Origin of the sequence: Flavobacterium chungbukense, from assembly GCF_020805785.1 — a bacterium.
Taxonomy (GTDB): Bacteria; Bacteroidota; Bacteroidia; order Flavobacteriales; family Flavobacteriaceae; genus Flavobacterium; species Flavobacterium chungbukense.
Map to the genome: position 1 here is coordinate 583,730 of NZ_JAJGZV010000003.1, position 21,518 is coordinate 605,247.

General features: G+C 35.1%; 19 protein-coding genes. 13 read left to right on the forward strand and 6 right to left on the reverse strand.

Annotated elements, in window-relative coordinates; translation table 11 throughout:
- Positions 1-203: 203 nt before the first annotated feature.
- From LL966_RS12830 to LL966_RS12850, 5 genes are all read left to right on the forward strand, one after another.
- A complete protein-coding gene (locus LL966_RS12830; RefSeq protein WP_229354109.1) occupies positions 204-1,619 on the forward strand; it encodes an ATP-binding protein in 1,416 nt (471 codons plus the stop codon).
- 10 nt (positions 1,620-1,629) lie between these two features.
- A complete protein-coding gene (locus LL966_RS12835) occupies positions 1,630-2,412 on the forward strand; it encodes an enoyl-CoA hydratase/isomerase family protein (protein WP_229353727.1) in 783 nt (260 codons plus the stop codon).
- A 151-nt stretch (positions 2,413-2,563) separates the two neighbouring features.
- Complete coding sequence (locus LL966_RS12840; protein WP_229353728.1) at positions 2,564-2,962, forward strand: hypothetical protein; 399 nt, start codon at positions 2,564-2,566, stop codon at positions 2,960-2,962.
- Between the two features lie 14 nt (positions 2,963-2,976).
- Positions 2,977-3,504 (forward strand): hypothetical protein, encoded by a 528-nt coding sequence (locus LL966_RS12845; RefSeq protein WP_229353729.1) that lies wholly within the window; start codon positions 2,977-2,979, stop codon positions 3,502-3,504.
- 11 nt (positions 3,505-3,515) lie between these two features.
- A complete protein-coding gene (locus tag LL966_RS12850; protein ID WP_229353730.1) occupies positions 3,516-4,037 on the forward strand; it encodes a hypothetical protein in 522 nt (173 codons plus the stop codon).
- A 39-nt stretch (positions 4,038-4,076) separates the two neighbouring features.
- On the opposite strand, the gene LL966_RS12855 is transcribed toward LL966_RS12850, so the two are convergent.
- The 3 genes from LL966_RS12855 to LL966_RS12865 form a co-directional block, all read right to left on the reverse strand.
- Positions 4,077-4,730, reverse strand: a complete 654-nt coding sequence (locus LL966_RS12855) for a metal-dependent transcriptional regulator (RefSeq protein ID WP_229353731.1) — start codon at positions 4,728-4,730, stop codon at positions 4,077-4,079.
- A gap of 105 nt (positions 4,731-4,835) precedes the next feature.
- Positions 4,836-6,704 (reverse strand): Nramp family divalent metal transporter, encoded by a 1,869-nt coding sequence (locus LL966_RS12860; RefSeq protein WP_229353732.1) that lies wholly within the window; start codon positions 6,702-6,704, stop codon positions 4,836-4,838.
- A 74-nt stretch (positions 6,705-6,778) separates the two neighbouring features.
- Positions 6,779-7,171: a Fur family transcriptional regulator gene (locus LL966_RS12865; RefSeq protein ID WP_229353734.1), complete on the reverse strand. Its 393-nt coding sequence runs from the start codon at positions 7,169-7,171 to the stop codon at positions 6,779-6,781.
- Positions 7,172-7,263: 92 nt separating this feature from the next.
- On the opposite strand from LL966_RS12865, the gene LL966_RS12870 reads away from it, so the two are divergent.
- The 6 genes from LL966_RS12870 to LL966_RS12895 all read left to right on the forward strand — a co-directional run bounded on the left by LL966_RS12870 (position 7,264) and on the right by LL966_RS12895 (position 13,371).
- Entirely contained in the window at positions 7,264-7,617 is a 354-nt protein-coding gene (locus LL966_RS12870) for a MerC domain-containing protein (RefSeq protein ID WP_229353736.1), read from the forward strand.
- Positions 7,618-7,620: 3 nt separating this feature from the next.
- Positions 7,621-8,529, forward strand: coding sequence for an NAD(P)/FAD-dependent oxidoreductase (locus LL966_RS12875; protein WP_229353737.1), 909 nt, complete (start codon positions 7,621-7,623; stop codon positions 8,527-8,529).
- 255 nt (positions 8,530-8,784) lie between these two features.
- Positions 8,785-11,037, forward strand: a complete 2,253-nt coding sequence (locus tag LL966_RS12880) for a TonB-dependent receptor (RefSeq protein WP_229353738.1) — start codon at positions 8,785-8,787, stop codon at positions 11,035-11,037.
- A 119-nt stretch (positions 11,038-11,156) separates the two neighbouring features.
- On the forward strand, positions 11,157-11,621 hold the full coding sequence (locus LL966_RS12885; RefSeq protein ID WP_229353739.1) for a thioredoxin family protein: 465 nt from the start codon (positions 11,157-11,159) through the stop codon (positions 11,619-11,621).
- An 18-nt stretch (positions 11,622-11,639) separates the two neighbouring features.
- Entirely contained in the window at positions 11,640-12,809 is a 1,170-nt protein-coding gene (locus tag LL966_RS12890; protein ID WP_229353741.1) for a lycopene cyclase family protein, read from the forward strand.
- Positions 12,810-12,960: 151 nt separating this feature from the next.
- Complete coding sequence (locus LL966_RS12895; protein WP_179003802.1) at positions 12,961-13,371, forward strand: BrxA/BrxB family bacilliredoxin; 411 nt, start codon at positions 12,961-12,963, stop codon at positions 13,369-13,371.
- Between the two features lie 315 nt (positions 13,372-13,686).
- Here the strand turns inward: LL966_RS12895 and LL966_RS12900 are convergent, their stop codons facing one another.
- From LL966_RS12900 to LL966_RS12910, 3 genes are read right to left on the reverse strand one after another with little or no spacing between them, the layout of a single operon-like run.
- The gene (locus LL966_RS12900) at positions 13,687-15,054 is read right to left on the reverse strand and encodes an efflux transporter outer membrane subunit (protein ID WP_229353743.1); all 1,368 of its coding nucleotides are present in this window, start codon (positions 15,052-15,054) and stop codon (positions 13,687-13,689) included.
- Complete coding sequence (locus LL966_RS12905; RefSeq protein WP_229353745.1) at positions 15,051-18,197, reverse strand: efflux RND transporter permease subunit; 3,147 nt, start codon at positions 18,195-18,197, stop codon at positions 15,051-15,053. The genes LL966_RS12900 and LL966_RS12905 overlap by 4 nt, the downstream gene beginning before the upstream one ends.
- Before the next feature lie 3 nt (positions 18,198-18,200).
- On the reverse strand, positions 18,201-19,355 hold the full coding sequence (locus LL966_RS12910; RefSeq protein ID WP_229353747.1) for an efflux RND transporter periplasmic adaptor subunit: 1,155 nt from the start codon (positions 19,353-19,355) through the stop codon (positions 18,201-18,203).
- 271 nt (positions 19,356-19,626) lie between these two features.
- On the opposite strand from LL966_RS12910, the gene trhO reads away from it, so the two are divergent.
- Together trhO and tnpA are read left to right on the forward strand one after the other, a co-directional pair.
- The gene (gene trhO / locus LL966_RS12915) at positions 19,627-20,985 is read left to right on the forward strand and encodes an oxygen-dependent tRNA uridine(34) hydroxylase TrhO (RefSeq protein ID WP_229353749.1); all 1,359 of its coding nucleotides are present in this window, start codon (positions 19,627-19,629) and stop codon (positions 20,983-20,985) included.
- A 23-nt stretch (positions 20,986-21,008) separates the two neighbouring features.
- Positions 21,009-21,443: an IS200/IS605 family transposase gene (gene tnpA, locus LL966_RS12920; RefSeq protein WP_229353751.1), complete on the forward strand. Its 435-nt coding sequence runs from the start codon at positions 21,009-21,011 to the stop codon at positions 21,441-21,443.
- Positions 21,444-21,518: the final 75 nt, after the last annotated feature.

Consider the following 21,518-nt stretch of genomic DNA (forward strand, 5'->3'; position numbering starts at 1 on the left):
ACTATTCACTAATTACTATTCACTAATTACTATTCACTAATTACTATTCACTAATTACTATTCACTAATTACTATTCACTAATTACTATTCACTAATTACTATTCACTAATTACTATTCACTAATTACTATTCACTAATTACTAAAAACATGCTAAACATCAAAATGACAATGCTTTCACTTCGTACCAGGATTTTCCTGTCGATGATTGTATTGATTGTTGTGGCATCTTTTTTATTGGCTTCGATTTCGATTATTCAGTTTAAAACTGAGGCCAAAGAATACCATCAAGAACGTTTAGAGAGAAAAGAAAATGCGGTAAAAGAACACATCAATTACGTGCTTTCTACAACAACTTATCCGCTTAAAACAGCGAATTTAGATTTAATTTTCAAAGATAAAATTCACGAATTAGCGCAGATTCATAAAATTGAAATCAATATTTACAGTTTGGACGGAAAACTGTTGAAATCTTCCAAAGAATCTTTCGCTGTAGATAAAATCGCTCCGCCAATTCCAGAATACATTCTTAAACTGGTTCGTTCTTCCATCGAAAAACGTTTTGTAGACATTAAAACCATCGACGGAGTTAAGAACAGATCTTCGTACAGTTTAATAAAAGACGAAAAATTCAAACCACTCGGAATTCTAAATCTTCCGTATTTAGAAGACGACGGTTATTACGACAATGAGCTGAACACTTTCTTGATTCGCTTAAGTCAGGTGTATTCTTTCATGCTGATTGTGGCTTTTGCCTTGGCATATTTCCTTTCCACCTACATCACAAAATCACTAAAAACCATTTCTGATCGTTTGGAAGAAACCAATTTAGATCAGAAAAATGAAAAGATTGTTTTAGAAGCGAATAGCAAGGAAGTCAATTTCTTGATAAAAGCCTATAATGGAATGGTGGACAAACTGGAAACCAGTGCTATTAAACTAGCACAAAGTGAACGTGAAGAAGCGTGGCGCGAAATGGCAAAACAAGTTGCTCACGAGATTAAAAATCCGCTTACGCCAATGCGATTGACCGTTCAGAGTTTTCAAAGAAAATTTGATCCGAATGATCCAGATGTGAAACAGAAGATGAACGATTACTCCGAAACTTTAATTCAACAGATTGATACCATGACTTCCGTGGCTTCGGCATTTTCTAACTTTGCTTCGATGCCAGCGCAGCAAAATGAAACACTAAATGTTGTTGAGGTTGTCGAGTTGGCTTTGGATATTTTCAACGAAGATTATATTTCTTTTCATAGTGATGAACAAGAAATTATTTCTACAATGGATCGTACACAATTGATACGTGTTATTACCAATTTGGTAAAAAATGCAACTCAGGCGATTTCAGAAAGTCAGTTTCAGAAATCAATTGAAGTTACGGTAAAAAGACGAAATGGTAATGTTGAAATTGCGGTAAAAGACAACGGAATCGGAATTCAAAAACAAGATATCGGGCGAATTTTCGAGCCTAAGTTTACCACGAAAACCAGCGGTATGGGACTCGGATTAGGAATTATTAAAAACATTATCGAAAATTACAAAGGAACAATTACCTTTGAGTCAACTTACGGAAAAGGAACCACATTTAGAGTTTCTTTACCTATAACCAACTCCTAAAAAAAGCGTCATGAACTACGAGAATCTTTTAATTACAATTGAAGAAAATATCGCAACCATTACGATAAACAGACCGACAAAATTGAATGCTTTAAACAAAGCAACAATTAGCGATTTGAGTAAAGCGATTAAATTATTGGGTAAAAATGATGATGTCCGCGTTATTATTTTGACCGGAAGTGGCGAAAAAGCATTTGTTGCTGGAGCTGATATTTCTGAATTTGCCAATTATAATATTGTCGAAGGTGCTCAATTGGCCGCTGAAGGACAAGAATCACTTTTTGATTTTATCGAGGGGCTTAAAAAACCAGTTATTGCTGCAATTAACGGTTTTGCTCTTGGAGGCGGATTAGAATTGGCAATGGCTTGTCATTTCAGAATTGCTTCTGACAATGCAAAAATGGGGCTTCCAGAAGTTACTTTAGGATTGATTCCAGGTTATGGAGGAACACAGCGTTTGCCGCAATTAGTGGGTAAAGGCAGAGCTATGGAAATGATTATGACCGCAGCAATGATTTCTGCAGATGAAGCCAAACAATTTGGTTTAGTAAACCATGTAGTTTCTCAGGCCGAACTTTTGTCATTTACAAATGTAATTGCTCAGAAAATCATTAAAAATGCTCCTTTCGCTATCGGAAAAGCTATAAAAGCAATCAATGCTAATTTTACAGACGGTAAAAATGGCTTTGATGTCGAAATAAAATCTTTCGGAAAATGCTTCGGAACACAAGATTTTAAAGAAGGAACGACAGCATTCTTAGAAAAACGTAAAGCTGAATTTACAGGAAAATAATAATTATACCGCAGAGTTTCGCTAAGGTTTCACAGAGATTCACAAAGAAAAAATTATATAAATCTTTGTGTAGCTTTGCAGAAAAACAAAAAGGCAAAGGTTTTTAAAAACTTAGAACCTTAGTATCTCAGCAACTTAGAACCTTAAAAAAATGTACGAACCAATATTTGCTCTTTTTTGTGAACGAGTTAAAGAAAGTATTCAAAGCGGAACTTTCGCTAAATTAACTTTAGCCAAAACAATGGGAGATACAGAACTTAAAAATGTTTATTTCCGATTGGTTCTGAACGAAGATAATACCTTCTCGATTTCATTAACTTTTCGATATAAAACAGAAGAAATTGAAAGCATTCACACTCTTGATGAAGCTTTATTGATTTTAGGATCTCATATTAAAAATCCTTTTTTAACGGCACTTTTATTTACAACAAACGATGATGTTACTTTTAAAGTCAATAAAAAGAATGCTGGAAGTATTATTGAGCAGGCACCGACGTTTAAAAATGCTTCACCAGTTATGTTGGAAATGATTGAAAAAGGAATTATTTAGTAAACCAAAACTTTATGGAAATAAGAACCTTCTGGAGAATTATTATAAAAGGAATCGGTCTGTGGCTTTTAATAAATAGTATTTATGTTATTCCACAATTTGCTTCTTCATTTTCTTTCATTGAATCTGGAGGTTTGAATTGGGAAAATTTAATCAGCGTTTGGTTTATAATATTCGGTACACTCGCTGTATACCTATTAATTACAGTTTTTTTCCTTTTTAAAACAGAATGGATTGTTAGGATTTTAAGACTGGATCAAAACTTTACAGAAAATAGAATTGATATAAACCTTCCATATAAAAATGTTCTCTCTATTGCCGTAATTGTTATCGGTGCTTTAGTTTTTGTTGAGGCAATTCCAACACTTTGTTCCACAATTTATGAATTTGTAAAGCAGAAAGAATTAATTAAAGATTATTCAGGAACTTCTTGGCTCATCTTTTACTTTTTAGAAGCGCTTTCAGGTTATTTAATCATGACAAATAGTAAAACGATAATTAAGTTTATCGATAAACAAATTAACGACGATATAAAACCCTAAAACATTTCAAAATGAAAAAAATAATTACACTTCTTCTAATTACATTGCTTTCTGCAACAGCTGTGGCTCAAACTAAGATGAAGCCCTACAAAGCGGGTCATGTCTTTGATATTAGTTTGCCAGATTATATGAATAAAACGGTTGGTTTAAACGAAGATTCTGCAATAGAATATGAAAGTGAAGTAAAAGAGCTTTATGGTTTTGTTATTTATGATTTAAAAGAAGATTTGAAGTTGGTTGAATTAAACTTCAATTCGGCAAAAGAGTTTTACGACGGTTTTATGAAAGACTTTTTAAAAGAAGACGAGAAAAAGTCTATTTCAGATCCGGTTTCAAAAAAGATTAATGATATTACTGTTATAGAAACTGATGTTCATACTTTTGATAAAGAGGCCAATATGGAAATTTATTATTTAATTGGAGTTGTGGAAACGAAAAAAGCATTTTATAAAGTGCTTTCATGGTCTGCAAAGGAAAACAAAGATAAATTTAAAGGAGATTTTCAGAAAATTCTCTACAGCATAAAAGACTAAATAAAAAATCCCAAAACTTCAGTTTTGGGATTTTTTATTTTAAACCAATTTTACAAATAGGTTAGAAGCAATTTTATTCGAAATAGACAATTCTTTATCATTGACTTTAATTTTGACAGATAAATCAAAAGATTCTTTGGAAATAAACTCGATTTTAGAACCTAATGCAATTCCTTGTTTGTCGAGATATTTCAAGAATTCTGAGGAAGTGTCTTTAACTCCAACGCAAACTCCAATTTGATTTTCTTCCAATTCAGACAAAAGCTGTTTTTCTATTTTAATAATTCGGCCGTTTGCATCCGGAATAGGATCGCCATGCGGATCTTCAGTCGGATTTCCAAGAAAATCATCCAAACGATTGATCAATTGCTCGGATTTAATGTGTTCCAACTGTTCTGCAATATCGTGAACCTCATCCCAGCTGAAATTTAGTTTTTCCACCAAAAACACTTCCCATAAACGGTGTTTTCTAACAATCATTTTAGCAGCCAATTTTCCATTTTCGGTCAACGATACACCTTGGTATTTTTTGTAATTAACCAAATCTTTTTCCGCCAGCTTTTTAAGCATATCCGTTACCGACGAAGCTTTCGTTTCCATAATTTCCGCAATCGCATTTGTACTTACTTCCGTTTCTAAAGCAGCAGTTAAATGATATATCGATTTTAGATAGTTTTCTTCTGAAAAAGTCATTTCTTTTAAGGTTCTAAGATTCTAAGGGGCTGAGGTTCTAAGGTTTTGTTTTAAAGTTTTCGAGAGAAACCTTAGAACCTTAGCGACTCAGTGCCTCAGCACCTTTTATTTAACAATCAACAAAGGTATCGAAATTTTATGTCTCAATTTGTCTACGGTTGTGCCGAAAAGAATATCTTTCAATCCAGTGTGGCCGTGGGTTCCCATAACGAGAATGTCAAAATTTCCTTCATTTATAATTTTCGGAATTACTTTGTTTGGTTTTCCAAATCCAAGTTCTGTTTTGATCTTGAATCCTTTATCGGAAAGCATTTCTTTATACTTCAATAATAATTTCTCATCAATAGTAGTTTCATGATCGTGTACATGAACCCCGTACATTAAAGCGCCAACAGTTTCTACAATGTGAATAAGTGTATATTCAGTGTCAATACCACCCAATTCGAAGGCTTTATTCAAAGCTGCTTCGTCGGCATTTGAAAAATCGACAGAAACAGCAATGTTTTGAATGCTCTGACTTTCTTTTGGCGAAAACTTCAATTTAAGATTGTGAGGCGAATGATTGATGTTTTTGTTTTTTGCTTTTGCAATAAAAGGATTGAAAATAATGTAAAGCAATAAACCTAAAAAACCAAACGCCAAAGGAACGACAGTAAGCCAGAGAATCATCGGATGATCGGAATTTGCTAGCCAAGAAGTGATTTCGTCATAAACCAATTTCGCATTCAGAGAAACAATAATAGCGGCAATAATCCAGGAAACAATCTGAGTGGTTTTGGAAATGTGAAAACCTTTCATTTTCGATTTATCGCTCACAAAATGAATCAAAGGAATAATAGCAAAACCTAATTGCAAACTCAAAATTACCTGACTCAGGATCAGAAGTTTTCCTGTTACGCTTTCACCATAAATTAAAATTACGATTACGGCAGGAATAATAGCAATTAGACGCGTAATAATTCTACGAACCCAAGGCTGAATTCTAAAATGCAGATAACCTTCCATTACGATTTGTCCAGCGAGTGTTCCAGTTACGGTAGAACTTTGTCCGGCAGCAATTAGTGCAATTGCAAATAAAGCGGGTGCCCATTTTGTACCCAGTAGCGGTTCTAAAAATTTGTGCGCATCCTGAATTTCAGCAACTTCATACATTCCGTTTTTATGAAATGTGGCGGCAGCAAGAATTAAGATCGCGGCATTTACAAAAAAGGCAAGATTTAACGCAATGGTAGAATCTATAAAGTTATATTTTAAAGCTTGTTTGATTCCGGCTGGAGTTCGATCGAATTTTCTGGTCTGAACCAAAGAGGAATGCAGATATAAATTATGAGGCATTACCGTTGCTCCAATAATCCCGATTGCAATATACAATGCCGCTGAGTTTGGAATAGAAGGAATAAGTCCAGCCAATACTTTATGCATTTCAGGTTCTGCAAAAATCATTTCAAAAATGAAAGAAAAGCCAATAATGGCAACCAAAGCAATAATGAAGGCTTCCATCTTGCGAATGCCTTTATTAATCAAGAAGAGCAGTAAAAAGGTGTCTAAAACGGTAATTAAGACCGCTTCGAGTAAGGGAATTCCAAAAAGAAGGTTAATTCCAATTGCCATTCCAAGAACTTCTGCCAAATCGCAGGCAGCAATTGCAATCTCGGCTAAGAAATATAAAATGTAGTTAATGTATTTGGAGTACGTTTCTCTCGATGCCTGAGCAAGGTCGCGCTGCGTTACAATTCCGAGGCGGGCACTTAAGCTCTGCAAAAGCAAAGCCATTAAATTACTCATCAATAAAACCCAAACTAAAGTGTAACCGAATTGGCTTCCGCCGGCTATGTCGGTTGCCCAGTTTCCTGGGTCCATATAGCCAACGCTTACTAAATATGCAGGGCCTAAGAAGGCTAAAATTTTTCTAAAACCTTTTTTTTTGTTGTCGGTAGAAACCGATTCGTGGACTTCTTCTAAAGATTTAGTCATTGTAAAAGTATTGTTTTCACAAATATAGATAAAAATTATATTCGCGAAACAATATTTTTAGACTAGTCTAAAACTTAAATGTTAGAATTTAAACAATTTGGACATAGACCAGACAAAGTAAAGTTGATTTCATTGACTTTATAATTATGAGGCATAATGTAACTTGGCTTTACATTTTCTAAACAAGTTATTTCGTGGCAATTCTCACAGCTAAAATGAGCGTGGTTATGAATATGCACACGCTGATGCAAATGATGGCATTTGGCGTATTTTACTGTTCCGTCAAGATTTGATATTTTATGTATAATATCTTCATTAATCAGACGATCTAAAATTCTGTAGATAGTGACACGATCGCACAAATCATTTAATTGTTTGTGAATTTCTGTATGAGATAAAGCAGTCTTAGATTTTTCTAGAACTTCTAAAACAGCCGTTTTTGCTGCGGTATTACGTGTAGTTTTCATTATTTACAGCTTAAAAAATTAATGCAACAATGTTGCGATTGATAAAATTGTTTATATTTGCAACTTAATTGCAATAAGCAAATGTACACGAAATGAAGAAAATAACCACGTCCTTTTACGATATTTTGGGAATTTCAAGTGCGACCGTTTGTCTGGTTCACTGTTTGATTTTTCCCTTATTAACGATCCTTCCTTTAGGATTAAGTCACAATCCATTTATAGATTTGCTGTTTGCTTCAGTAGGCTTATTTGCAATTCTCAAAATTATAAAAAAATCATCTCTTTTGGTCTCTTCCATTTTGATTGTTTCAATGGTTTTAATCTGGATGAGTGTTTTGAGCGAATTGTTATTCGAAATTCATCTCGATTTAATCTATTTCGGAGGTATCGGAATGATTATCGGACATTTAATTAATTACAAATTACATAAAAAACCAAATCATTAAGATATGAAACAGAAGAATTTTGATGTGATTATTGTTGGAGGAAGTTACAGCGGTCTCTCAGCCGCAATGAGTTTAGGAAGATCACTGCGTCAGGTTTTGGTTATTGACAGCGGCTTGCCTTGTAATAAACAAACACCTTATTCTCATAATTTTATTACGCAAGATGGTGAAAAGCCCGCTGTTATTTCGGCAAAAGCCAAACTCCAAGTTTCTATTTATAAAACGGTTCAATTTTATAACGGACTTGCTATAAAAGCCGTGAAACGAGAAAATAGATTTGAAGTTTCAACTGATTCGGGAGATGTTTTTATTTCGAGGAAAATAGTATTTGCGACTGGCGTTAAAGATTTGCTTCCAGAAATTAAAGGGTTTTCAGATTGTTGGGGAATTTCAATTTTACATTGTCCATATTGTCATGGTTATGAAGTCAAAAGCGAAAAAACGGCAATTATTGCCAACGGAGAAATGGGTTTTGAATATGCTAAATTGATTTCGAACTGGACAAAAGATTTACGTTTGTGTACCAATGGAAAATCAGAATTGACTCTGGAACAAACCCAAATTTTAAAAAATCACGGAGTTTTAATTTTTGAAGAAGAAATTGATTCTTTTGAACATCAAGATGGATATATTCAAAATATTATCTTCAAAAACCAAGAGAAAATTGCTGTAAAAGCGATTTATTCTAGACCGCCATTTGAACAGCATTGTCCAATTCCTGAAAAATTAGGTTGTGAAATCAACGAACAAGGTTTATTGAAAGTCGATGCGATGCAAAAAACAAATGTTACGGGAATTTTTGCAAGCGGAGACTGTACAACGCCAATGCGTTCTGTAGCAATTGCGATTTCTAGCGGTTCTTTCGCTGGAGCCGTAATAAACAAAGAACTTATTGAAGAAGATTTTCTTTAATATAAATTTAAACACATAGAAATATAGTTTTAAAAGTTGTCAAAAAGGCGTTTCACTTTGCATTAACAAACATAGTGCTGTGTATGAAAGCTTGCTTTTTTAGTAATCTCAATTGAAATTCAATAAAAATCTATGATTCTATGTGTTTAAGTAAAAATCTAACATCTTGAATGAAATCAGTTTAAAAATTTTAAACTAAGAATAATTATTTGTCAAATATAATTTTTAGTTTTGTCTAAATTTAATTTTATAATAATGAAATATTTATTTTTGACAATATTAATACTTTCAACTGCAAATTTCTATGCTCAAAATATCTCTGGAAAAGTGGAAGCAGATATTCCATCTATCCAAGAAATTAATGTTCGTTTATTAAATACAAACTTTAAAACACAAACCGATTCGCTTGGTTTTTATAAATTAGAAAATGTTCCAAGCGGTTCTTATAAAATAGTAGTAAACTCGAATGGATTCAAAACCATAACTCAAAAGATTACTGTTTTAGAAAATGAAAATTTAAATCTTGATTTTGAATTAAAGGAAGATCAAAATGAATTGAATGAAGTCGTAGTTTCGGGAACTTTAAAACCCGTAAAAAGATTAGAAAGCGCCGTTCCTGTTGAGGTTTATTCGCCAACTTTCTTCAAGAAAAATCCAACACCTAGTATTTACGATGCGCTTCAAAACATCAACGGCGTTCGTCCGCAGTTGAATTGTGGAGTTTGTAATACGGGAGATATCCACATAAACGGATTAGAAGGTCCGTATACTTTAGTTATGATTGATGGAATGCCAATTGTAAGCAGTCTTTCGACGGTTTATGGTTTGTCTGGAATTCCGAATTCTTTGGTGGAAAGAATTGAGATTGTAAAAGGTCCCGCTTCCTCACTTTACGGAAGTGAAGCGGTTGGAGGTCTGATTAATATTATTACTAAAAATCCAACTAGCGCGCCTACTTTTTCTGCGGATTATTTTACGACTTCTTACTTTGAAAGCAATCTCGATTTGGGAACGAAGTTTAATGTTGGAAAAAAAGCAACCTCTATTATCGGGATTAATTATTTTAATTATGATCAAAAAATCGATAAAGACAAAGATAATTTTACCGATGTTACGCTTTCTGAACGAATTTCGGTTTTTAATAAATGGAGTTTTAAACGAAATCATAATCGTCTTTTTACAATTGCAGCACGCGGAATGTACGAAGATCGCTGGGGCGGAGATATTCGTTGGGAGAAAAAATACAGAGGCGGCGACGAAATATACGGCGAAAGCATTTACACCAAAAGAGCCGAATTAATTGGAAGTTATCAATTGCCATTTGAAGAAAAACTGATGCTTTCTTTTTCTGGAAACGTGCATTATCAAGATAGTCGCTACGGAACAACATCTTATATCGCCAATCAGAAAATTGGATTTTTGCAATTGACTTGGGATAAAAAAATCGGAAGAAATGATTTATTAGCCGGAATTGCAAGTCGTTATACTTATTACGACGATAATACGCCGGCAACTAAAGAAGCTGAAAATACTTGGCTTCCAGGAATTTTTGTGCAGGATGAAATAACATTTTCTCCAAAAAGTCAGGTCTTGTTAGGAATGCGTTACGATTATAATTCTATTCATGGTTCTATTTTTACACCAAGATTTGCCTATCGTTTTAAAGCAAATGAAAACACCATTTTCCGCTTAAATGCTGGAACTGGTTTTCGTGTTGTGAATTTGTTTACCGAAGATCATGCCGCTTTAACGGGTTCGCGAGATGTTGTAATTGCCAATAATTTAAATCCGGAACAATCTATAAATGTCAATTTGAATTACATCCAGAAAATCAATTTCGGAAATGGAACTTTTATGGGAATTGAAACTACAGCTTTCTACACAAGATTCAGTAATAAAATTATTTCAGATTACGAGACAGATCCAAATAAAATCATTTATGATAATATCGATGGTTATGCAATCAGTCAAGGAATTAGTACCAATGTTGATCTGAATTTTCCATCAGGATTAAAATTTATTGTCGGAGCAACGGTCTTAGATAATAAAAATGTAGAAAACGGAATTTCGCAGAGGCCTTTTCTAACAGAGAATTTTACAGGAACTTGGAGTATTTCATATAAAATTCAGCCTTGGAATTTATCATTGGATTATACAGGAAATGTTTACAGTCCAATGAATTTGCCTTTGCTGAGCGAAACTGATCCAAGAAGTCCAAAATCGCCTTGGTATAGCATTCAGAACATTCAATTTACATATTCGGGCTGGAAAGATTTTGAGTTGTATGGCGGAATCAAAAACCTCTTGAACTTTACTCCCAAACAAAATAATCCGTTTTTGATTTCGAGAACCAACGATCCGTTTGATAAAAATGTGCAATACGATCCAGCTGGAAAAGTGATGGTTACACCAGATAACCCGTATGGTTTGACTTTTGACACAACGTATGTTTACGGACAAAACCAAACAATTCGTGGTTTTTTGGGATTGCGATATACGTTTAGATAAATTTATACCCCACATTTGTAACAATATAAATTGAAATAATGCCAATTAATCATTAAACTGGACTTCAGTCCAGTTTAGCTTATGAAAGGTTTATAATCTGTGGCAAAAAACAATAAACAATGAAAAAGCTATTTCTAATAATCTTCTTCTTCGGATTTTCAGCAGCAGGTTTCTGTCAGCTGAAAAGCTATTCTTTTGAAGAAATAGCTGCTTTACAGCAAATTCAAAAACGAAAGATTGTGGTTTTCATTCATACCGATTGGTGTCAGTTTTGTCAAAGAATGAATGCAACAACCTTTAAAAATCAGGAAATTATTGAAAAACTGAATTCGGATTTTTATTTCATCAGTTTCAATGCCGAAGAACAACGAACTATTACATTCAATCATCATTCTTTTAAATACCAACCTTCGGGATACAATGTCGGCGTTCATGAGCTGGCGTTACAATTGGGAACTCAAAACAATCAAATTGTTTATCCGGTTTTGTGTGTTCTAAATGATAAAAATGAAATCATCTTTCAGTACTCCAGTTATTTATCTGCAAAAGATTTAAAATTACTTTTGGATAATATAGAAAATTAAATTTTCTTATTTTTGAGAATGAATTCTTCGCAAATCAAACATTTCGACTACATTTTTACGGGAAGCGGACTGGCAGCTTTAATGACAGTTTATAAAATGATAGTATCTGGAAAACTTACAGATAAATCTATTTTATTGCTAGATCAGGATTTAAAGAAAATTAATGATAGAACTTGGTGTTTTTGGGAAAAAGAAGAATCTGTCTGGAAGGCTATTGTTTCTAAAAAATGGGATACCGCTCGGTTTGCCAACGAAAGTTTTAAACGCAGTTTGACTTTGAAACCGTACAAATACAATCAGATCAGAGGAATTGACTTTTATGATTTTGTTTTTGAAGCAATTTCAAAACATTCAAATATTACATTTTTAAACGAAAAAGTAACAGATATTAATGAACTAGAAACCCATGTTTTTGTTGGAACAGAAGAAAATCGATATACTTCGGATTATCTTTTCAATAGTATTTATACGAAATCTTTAACGGAAAGTCAATCTAAATATCCGGTTTTACAACAGCATTTTACTGGTTGGTTTGTGGAAACAGAAACAGAAAAGTTCAATCCTGACGAAGCTATTTTCATGGATTTTTCGGTAGAACAAAAAAGAAACACACGATTTATGTATGTTCTGCCAACTTCTAAAACCGAAGCTTTAGTTGAGTACACCTTGTTTTCGGAGAAACTGCTTCCAAAAGAAGAATATGAAAAGGCAATCGAAATTTATTTGAAGAATCTGAAAATTGAAAATTATAAAATAATAGAAAAGGAGCAGGGAAGTATTCCAATGACGTGTTATCCTTTTTGGAAAAAAAATACCAAGCGGGTTTTGAATATTGGAACAGCCGGCGGATGGACAAAAGCCAGTACGGGCTATACTTTTAAAAACTCAGATAAAAAATCGTCAAAACTTGTCGAATTTCTTCAAAGTGCTCCTTTAGGTTCTTTGAATATGAGTGCTTTTCATAAAAAAAGCCGATTTTGGTTTTACGATTTATTGCTTTTGGATATTCTGTATCGTCATAACGAATTGGGAAGCTCTATTTTTTCTTCTTTATTCAAAAAGGGAAATCCAGCCTTGATTTTTAAATTCTTAGACGAAGAAACCAATTTAATAGAAGATTTTCAGGTGATTTTAAGATGCCCAAAAATTCCATTTATAAAGGCTTTATTTCGTGTAATTTTCAAATGAAATCACATTGAATAGAGGCTTTCGACTTGAGGAGTTTTCAACTTTAGACTAAATCAATAGAACTATAACAAAACTTTATACTTCAAATTAACTAGTTGCCAGTAAACTTTGTAACTTTGCAGTTCAAAAGTAAAATTTAAAAGACAAGAATATGTATCCACTAGATATGGTAAAACCAATGGAAGCTGAATTAACAGCTGCTGGGTTTCAAGATTTACATAGTGCCGAAGCTGTTGAGAATGCTATCAAAGCTGAAGGTACCACATTAGTTGTTGTAAACTCTGTTTGCGGTTGTGCTGCTAGAAATGCACGTCCAGGAGCAAAAATGAGTTTAGAAGGCGCTAAAAAACCAGATCACCTTATTACAGTTTTCGCAGGTGTTGACAAAGAAGCAGTTGATGCTGCAAGACAACACATGTTTCCTTTTCCTCCATCATCGCCATCAATGGCTTTGTTCAAAAACGGAGAATTGGTTCACATGTTAGAGCGTCACCACATCGAAGGCCGTCCAGCTGAATTAATTGCTGAGAATTTGCAAGATGCGTTTAACGAGTTTTGCTAATTAAGGGACTATCCCGAAGTCTCGGGACTGAGATACTAAGATTCTAAGTTTTTTAGGCTCAAAGTAGCAAAGGTACAGAGTTACAAAGATTAAAAAAGGTCTGTTTCAATTTTTGAAACAGACCTTTTTGATTTTAATATTTCTTTGTTCCGTAGGAACATCTCGTCGGTAGAAAAATTGTATTGTTATAATATTTTACGTTCCGTAGGAACGTTTGATTTCTGTATCATTTTAATAATCATAAATGTCAAACATCCAGAATGATAACTCAAAGTAAAAATCTTAGAACCTTAGTATCTTAGCAACTCAGAACCTTTAAAAGCTCCATCCCCCGCCAAGCGCTTTATACAACTGAACCATTGAACTTAACTGTTTTTGGGTTAATTGCGAAAGGCTTAATTGTGCTTCAAACAAAGATCTTTGTGCATCGAGAACTTCCAGGTACGAAACATAACCGTTGTAATATCTGGCATTTGAAAGATCGTAGTTTTTTTGAGCAGCAACGACTTGTCGGTTTCTGGCAGTCCATTCTTCTTTAAACATCGCCACATTTTGAAGCGAGTTCTCGACCTCAGAAATAGCGGTTAAATACGTTTTTTGGAAAGTAAATTTCGCTTCTTCCGCAATTTGCCGGTTCACTTCAACGCGGCGTTTGTTTTTTCCGAAGTTGAAAATCGGACCCGCAACTCCAGCGCCAACATTTTGTGTATAAGAACCATCATTAAATAAATCTCCAACCGTAATACTCGCAAAACCAGCCAGCGCTCCAATGTTAAATGAAGGATATCGCAAAGCTTGTGCAACACCAATTCTTTCAAAAGCCGCTTTGTATATATACTCCTGACGTTTTACATCGGGTCTGTTTTCTAATAAAGCGGATGGAACAGAAGTTGGAAATTCTGTTAAAATCAATAATTCGCTGTTGGTTTTTCCTCTTTGAATCGGTTGTGGAACTTGTCCAACCAGAATTGAAATTGAATTTTCTAAAGCCGTAATCTGTCTTTTAATTAATGGAATATTCGCTTCGGCAATAGCTACTTGCTGTTCGATTTGCACTTTATCTAATTCGGCAACATAACCGCTTATAAAACGTTCATTAATAATATCGTAAGCTTTTTGTCTAGTTTCTAAAGTATGAATGGTAATTTCGAGCTGATTATCAAAATCCCTCAGTTCAAAATAAGAAGTCGCAATTGCACTGACAATATTGGACAGCACTACTTTTCGGGCTTCATCAGAAGCTAAAAGTTCATTTTGTAAAGCTTTAGTTTGATGACGGTATTTTCCCCAAAAATCAAGTTCCCAAGACATATTGGCAAATACAGACGACGGCTGCATGAAGGTCTGAGCACTGTTAACCTGGCCAGAATATTGAAAGGCAGGAAATAAATCGGCTTTTGCCATGCCAAGGTTAGCCTGTACTTGTTGTAAACGAGCAATGGCAATTTTAAGATCGTAATTGTTCTGGATTCCTTTTTCAATCAAACCAATTAAAACAGCATCATTAAAAATGGTTGACCATTTTATAGTCGTAACCGATTTTGTGCTATCTGCAGGCTGATTGCTGTATCGGAAAGAATCTGTTTGAGGCTGTTCTGGTTTGGCATATTTTGGTCCAACCATACATCCGTAAGGGAAAACAGCTATCAAAAATATCGCTAGAAGTATTTTTAGAGTTTTCATTGTTCGTCCTTTTTAGGTTCATCGGTTTCATCGGTTTTTTTCTTTCCAAATGTTTCAATAAATACAAACAATACAGGAATTAAACAGACTCCCAAAATGGTGGCGACAAGCATACCGCTAAAAACAGTCATTCCCATAACTTTTCTGGCCTGGGCTCCTGCACCGGTTGCTGTCAACAGCGGAACAACTCCCAAAATGAAAGCAAAAGCCGTCATTAAAATAGGACGGAAACGCAATTTTGCAGCATATAAAGCGGCATCTTTTGCAGGCATTCCTTTTTCATATTCTTCTTTTGCAAATTCTACAATCAGAATGGCATTTTTGGCAGCAAGTCCAATTAACATGACCAAACCAATCTGGGCAAAAACGTTATTTACATAATCTGGACTCAGCAATCGACAAATATATAATCCGAGAAACGCGCCGAAAACCGCAAAAGGTGTTCCGAGCAAAACGCTGAAAGGCAGTTTCCAGCTTTCGTATTGCGCGGCGAGAATTAAGAACACGAAAAGCAATGCCATGATAAAAACGGTATTTCCTTTTCCTTCGGCTTGTTTTTCTTGATAACTCATGTTTGCCCATTCGTAGCCCATTCCTGCAGGAAGGACTTTAGCTGCCGTTTCCTGTAAAGCATTCATGGCTTGCGCCGAAGTAAATCCTGGAGCGGGCGTTCCGCCAATTTCTGCAGCTCGATACAAATTGAAACGAGTGGTAAATTCGGGACCGCTTACTTTGCGGATTGTGGCAATACTCGAAATCGGAATCATTTTATTGTCTTTGCTCCGAACAAATATCTTATTTATGTCCTCGGGGTTTACGGTATAACTTGGATCTGCCTGAAGCAGTACGATATATTGTCGTCCAAATTTGTTGAACTCATTAATATATTGTCCTCCTAAACTGGCGCCAATGGCGATATTCACATCCGATAAAGAAAGATTAAGTTCTGTTACTTTTTCTCTATCAATGTCCAAGCTAATTTGTGGCACATTTGGATTAAAAGTCGTTCGAATCGTTCCAATTTCAGGCCTCTTTTTGGCTTCGGCCATAAATTGCTGTGCATTTTCAAAAAGATACTGCGGTGTATTTCCTTCCCGATCTTGAAGCATCATGGAGAATCCTGCAGCATTTCCAATTCCGGTAATCGGCGGAGGACCGAATGCAAAAACGGTTGCTTCGGGAATTCCGAAAACTACTTTTCCGTTGACTTCTTTTAGAATCTGAAAAACGTCTTGTTCGCGTTCTTTCCATTCTTTTAAAGCAACAAAGAAGAATCCGTTGTTGGTTGCCACAGAGTTTTTGATTAAACTAAATCCAGCAACCGAAGTGTAATATTCAACACCTTGATTTTGTGAAAGAATATGTTCTACTTTTTGAATAACTTTTCCTGTTCGTTCTAATGAAGAAGCACCCGGAAGTTCAATGTTTACAAACATATAACCCTGATCTTCTTCGGGTACAAAACCGCCCGGAATTTTTCCTCCCAAGAGAATAATCGCCCCAACGACAATTCCGATAAAGATTAAGCTTCGTGCCGTTTTTTTAATTAGAAAACCAGAAAAACCAGTGTATTTATTAGTGAATTTCCCGAATTTATCATTGAACCAAGCAAAGAATTTCCCGAGCCAGCCTTTTGCTTCTTGATTTGGTTTTAATAAAAGAGAACATAAAGCTGGACTTAAAGTTAAAGCACTTAAAGCTGAGAAAATCACAGATATGGCAATCGTAATAGCAAACTGCTGATACAATCTTCCTGTAATTCCGGGTGTTAAGGCTACTGGAATAAACACGGCGGTCAATACAATTGCGATCGCAATTACAGGACCAGAAACTTCTTTCATGGCCTGATTGGTAGCTTCTCGCGGTGTCATTCCGTGTTCAATATGATGCATTACGGCTTCGACAACGACAATGGCATCATCGACGACAATTCCAATCGCCAAAACTAATCCTAAAAGCGAAAGTACATTTATGGAAAATCCGAGTATTGGAAAGAGCATAAAAACCCCAACTAACGAAACAGGAACGGTTAAAAGTGGAATTAAAGTCGCACGCCAGTTTTGAAGAAAGATAAAAACCACAATAATTACCAGAATAATGGCTTCGACCAAAGTGTGCATGATTTCGTTAATTCCTTCCGAAATGGCGAGAGTAGTGTCTAATGAAACACGATATTTCAAATCCTGCGGAAATCTTTTACTGAGTCTTTCGATCGTGTTTTTTACGTTTTCAGCCACTTCTAGAGCATTTGAACCCGGCATTTGTTTGATTCCGATAGTTCCCGCTGGATTTCCATTCAATTTTGCAATCGAAGCATAACTTTCTGTTCCTAAAGTTACCCTTCCAATATCTTTCAAACGAACCTGCTGATTGCTGATATTTGATTTTAAAATGATATTTTCAAAGTCTTCAGGATTGACCAAGCGGTCTTTCAGCATTACATTATAAGTAAACTCGTTGTTTTCGGTCGCAGGCGGAGCGCCAAACTTTCCTCCCGGTGCAATGGCATTTTGATCCTGAATCGATCGTATAATATCGGGAACGGTCAAATTATATTTAGCCATAATATCGGGCTTGACCCAAATTCGCATGGCGTAATTACTTCCTCCGTAAAGCGTAACTTCTCCAACTCCTTTAATACGTGCCAAAGCATCTACAATGTTGATATTGGCATAATTGGTTAGAAAATTTCCGTCGAAGATTTTGTTGGGAGAATACAAGGACAAAATCAACATCGGCATTGAGAGTGATTTTTTTGTGGTAACTCCCGTCGTTTTAACATCATTTGGAAGTTTGTTGGTTGCTTCATTAACACGGTTCTGGGTCAGCATGGTAGCATTATCCAAATCCGTTCCCATATCAAACGTAATATTTAACGTCATACTCCCATCACCTGTATTTGTAGACTGCATGTAAAGCATGTTTTCAACTCCGTTTACCTTTTGTTCAATCGGTGTGGCAACCGCCTGCTCAACGTTTAAGGCATTTGCACCACGATAACTCGTTGAAACTTGTACCAAAGGTGGCGCAATTTCAGGATATTGAGCAATAGGTGTTGAAAGGACAGAAAGACCTCCAATTAACACAATGAAAATGGAGAGAACAATAGCAACGATTGGTCTGCGTACAAAGAAATTATCCATAATCTAGTTGTTTAGAGATGATGCAATCTGCTTTTTATCTTTGTCGGCAACATAAGGAACTGGAACAACAGTTGATCCGGGCTGAATAAACTGATTGCCAATAATAGCGACCTTTTCGTCGGGTTTTAAACCTTTAGTGATAATCCAGTCGACACCAATTTTTTGTCCGACTTCGACCATTCTGGTTTGGATCGTATTTTTATTATCTATAATTGAAACCTGAAAAAGTCCCTGAATTTCGGTTACCGCTTTCTGCGGCACTACTATAGCATCTTTTTGGGTTCGCAGTAAAACACGGACTTTTGCAAACTGACCAGATCGTAAAGTGCCGTCTGGATTGGGAAATTGCGCTTCGATAGTTACAGTTCCCGTTGTTGGATCAATTTTAGTGTCAGAAAAATTAAGACTTCCTTTTTCCGAATGGGTACTTCCATCAGAAAGTATTAAAGCAAGATCAGTAATACGTTCTCCGGCTTTGACCTGCTTTTGATATCGTAAATAATCGGATTCGCTAACTGTAAATTGGACTCTTACTTTTTCTAGTTTTGAAACAGTGTTTAGTTTAGAGTCGTTTCCTATTCGGGTAATATAATCTCCCAATCGGGCGTTCGAAAGTCCGATTACGCCATCAATCGGAGATCGAATATCGCAGTAACTTCTCTCGATCTGTTGATTTCTTAAGCTGGCTTGCACACTGTTTAAGTTCGATTTAGCGGCTTTGTCTTTGGCTACAGCCGCATCCAATTCACGCTTGCTGACGGCATTCATATCTGCAAGAGGTCGAATTCTTTTTAATTCTTCTTCAGCATTTACCAAATTACTTTGAGCAGCAGCAACTTGTCCGCGGACCTGATCTACTTTGGTATCATATTCTAACGGGTCGATGGTGTATAAAAGCTGTCCTTTTTTGACTCTCTGACCTTCTTTAAAATGAATGCCGGTCAAAATACCATCGACTCTTGCGATTAATTCAATGTCTAAATCTCCAAAAGTCTGTCCCGCAAAATCTTTGTAAATGGGGACATCTTCACTTTTGACCGTAACAAAAGGCGCTTGCATGGGTGGCGGCGCTTTGGGCTGTTCTTTTTTGCAGGAAGTTAAAAAGGTTAAAAGAAAGAAGAGGGGAAGGATTGGTTTTGGTAGTTTTAAAGCATTCATAATCATAAATGTTAAAATTATACCACATAAATTTAAGAAAATTTTATAACGAATTGATAAACAGAGGTTCTTTTTTGCTAAAGCAACTTTATTGCGTAAAAAAAATCGCTTTAATTATGAATTTAAATGAACTTACATTTCTTATATGGTTAGAAAAGCCAAGCGCTTTTATTGTTTTTGAAATTGAAAAGAAAGACTTATCTTTGCACCCGAATTTATTCCATTTATAGATTCGAAATTAATTTATTCTTAACTTAAAATTGTTTATAGCATGCAACTGTATAACACTTTAAGCGCAGAAGAAAGAGCCATCATGATCGATGATGCCGGTAAACAACGACTAACGTTGTCTTTCTATGCGTATGCCAAAATTCAAGATCCACAAAAATTTCGTAACGATTTATTCATTGCCTGGAATGCACTCGATGCTTTAGGAAGAATTTATGTTGCCCATGAAGGAATTAATGCTCAAATGAGTGTTCCTGCTGAAAATTTTGAAGCTTTTAGAGAAACGCTGGAAGCTTATGATTTTATGAAAGACATACGATTGAATGTTGCCGTAGAACAAGACGATCATTCCTTTTTAAAATTGACCATCAAAGTGCGTCACAAAATCGTTGCCGACGGTTTAAATGATGAAACTTTTGATGTAACTAATATTGGCGTTCACTTAAAAGCCAAAGAATTCAACGAAATACTTGATGATCCAAACACTATTGTAGTTGATTTTAGAAATCACTACGAAAGTGAAGTTGGGCATTTTAAAGGTGCTATTACTCCAGATGTGGAAACTTTCAGAGAGAGTTTGCCAATCATCAACGAGCAGCTTAAAGATCACAAAGACGATAAAAATCTGGTAATGTATTGTACTGGAGGTATTCGCTGTGAAAAAGCAAGTGCTTACTTTAAACACCAAGGTTTTAAAAATGTTTATCAATTGGAAGGCGGAATTATTAATTACGCTAAACAATTGAAAGAAGAAGGTTTAGAAAGTAAATTCATTGGTAAAAACTTCGTATTTGATAATCGTCTGGGCGAAAGAATTACAGACGATATTATTTCGCAATGCCACCAATGCGGAAAACCTTGCGATAACCACACAAACTGCGAAAATGACGGCTGTCATTTATTGTTTATTCAGTGCGATGAATGTAAAGCTGCAATGGATAACTGCTGTTCTACAGAATGTTTAGAGATTATTCATATGCCTTTGGTTGACCAGGTTCGCTTAAGAACTGGAAAACAAGTTGGAAATAAAGTCTTCAGAAAAGGAAAATCTGAAAATCTAAAATTCAAACACTCAGGCGAACTTCCAGAAACTGCTTTGGCTACAGCACAAAAAACAGCAGATATTCGTCAGAAAATAAAAGTTAAAAAAGTTCTTCTTGGAAAAGCGGAACATTATTATGTAAAAGCACAGGTTGGACAATTTACTATAGAAAACCAAGAGTTAAACAGCGGTGATAAAATCTTAATTTCTGGTCCAACTACAGGCGATCAGGAAATGGTTTTGAATAGAATCATTGTTAACGGAGCAGAAACCCAAACTGCTAAAATTGGGGATAAGGTTACTTTTGAGGTTCCTTTTCGTATTCGTTTGTCAGATAAATTGTATAAAATTGTAAATTAGCGGTTTTTAAACCCTAATTTACAATGTCACATTCTTTTACCAAATTATGGATTCACGCAATTTGGGCAACAAAAAATCGTACGGAATTAATTGATTATTCAATTGAGAAAAACGTGCATGATTATATTCACGATGAATTAATTGACTTGGATTGCCCTGTTAGAATCATTAACGGAATGCCCGACCATATACATGTTTTATTTTTATTAAATCCGAAAAAACCTCTCTCAGATGTAATTCGTCAAGCGAAAGGAGGATCTTCTCATTGTATAAATGGAGTAAATCTAATTCCTGAAAAATTCGCATGGCAAACTGGTTACGCAGCTTTTGCAGTAAGCGAATCTCAGTTAGATGCTGTTTACAATTACATTAAAAATCAAAAACAACATCATCTTAAAAAAAATGGTCAAGATGAATTTGATGAATTTGTAAAATTGCATGGATTAAATACACCATAAAGATACACCAAAAAAATACCACAATATATAGCCCACGGTTTCAACCGTGGTAAACGTATTGTTGCGTAACGTTGA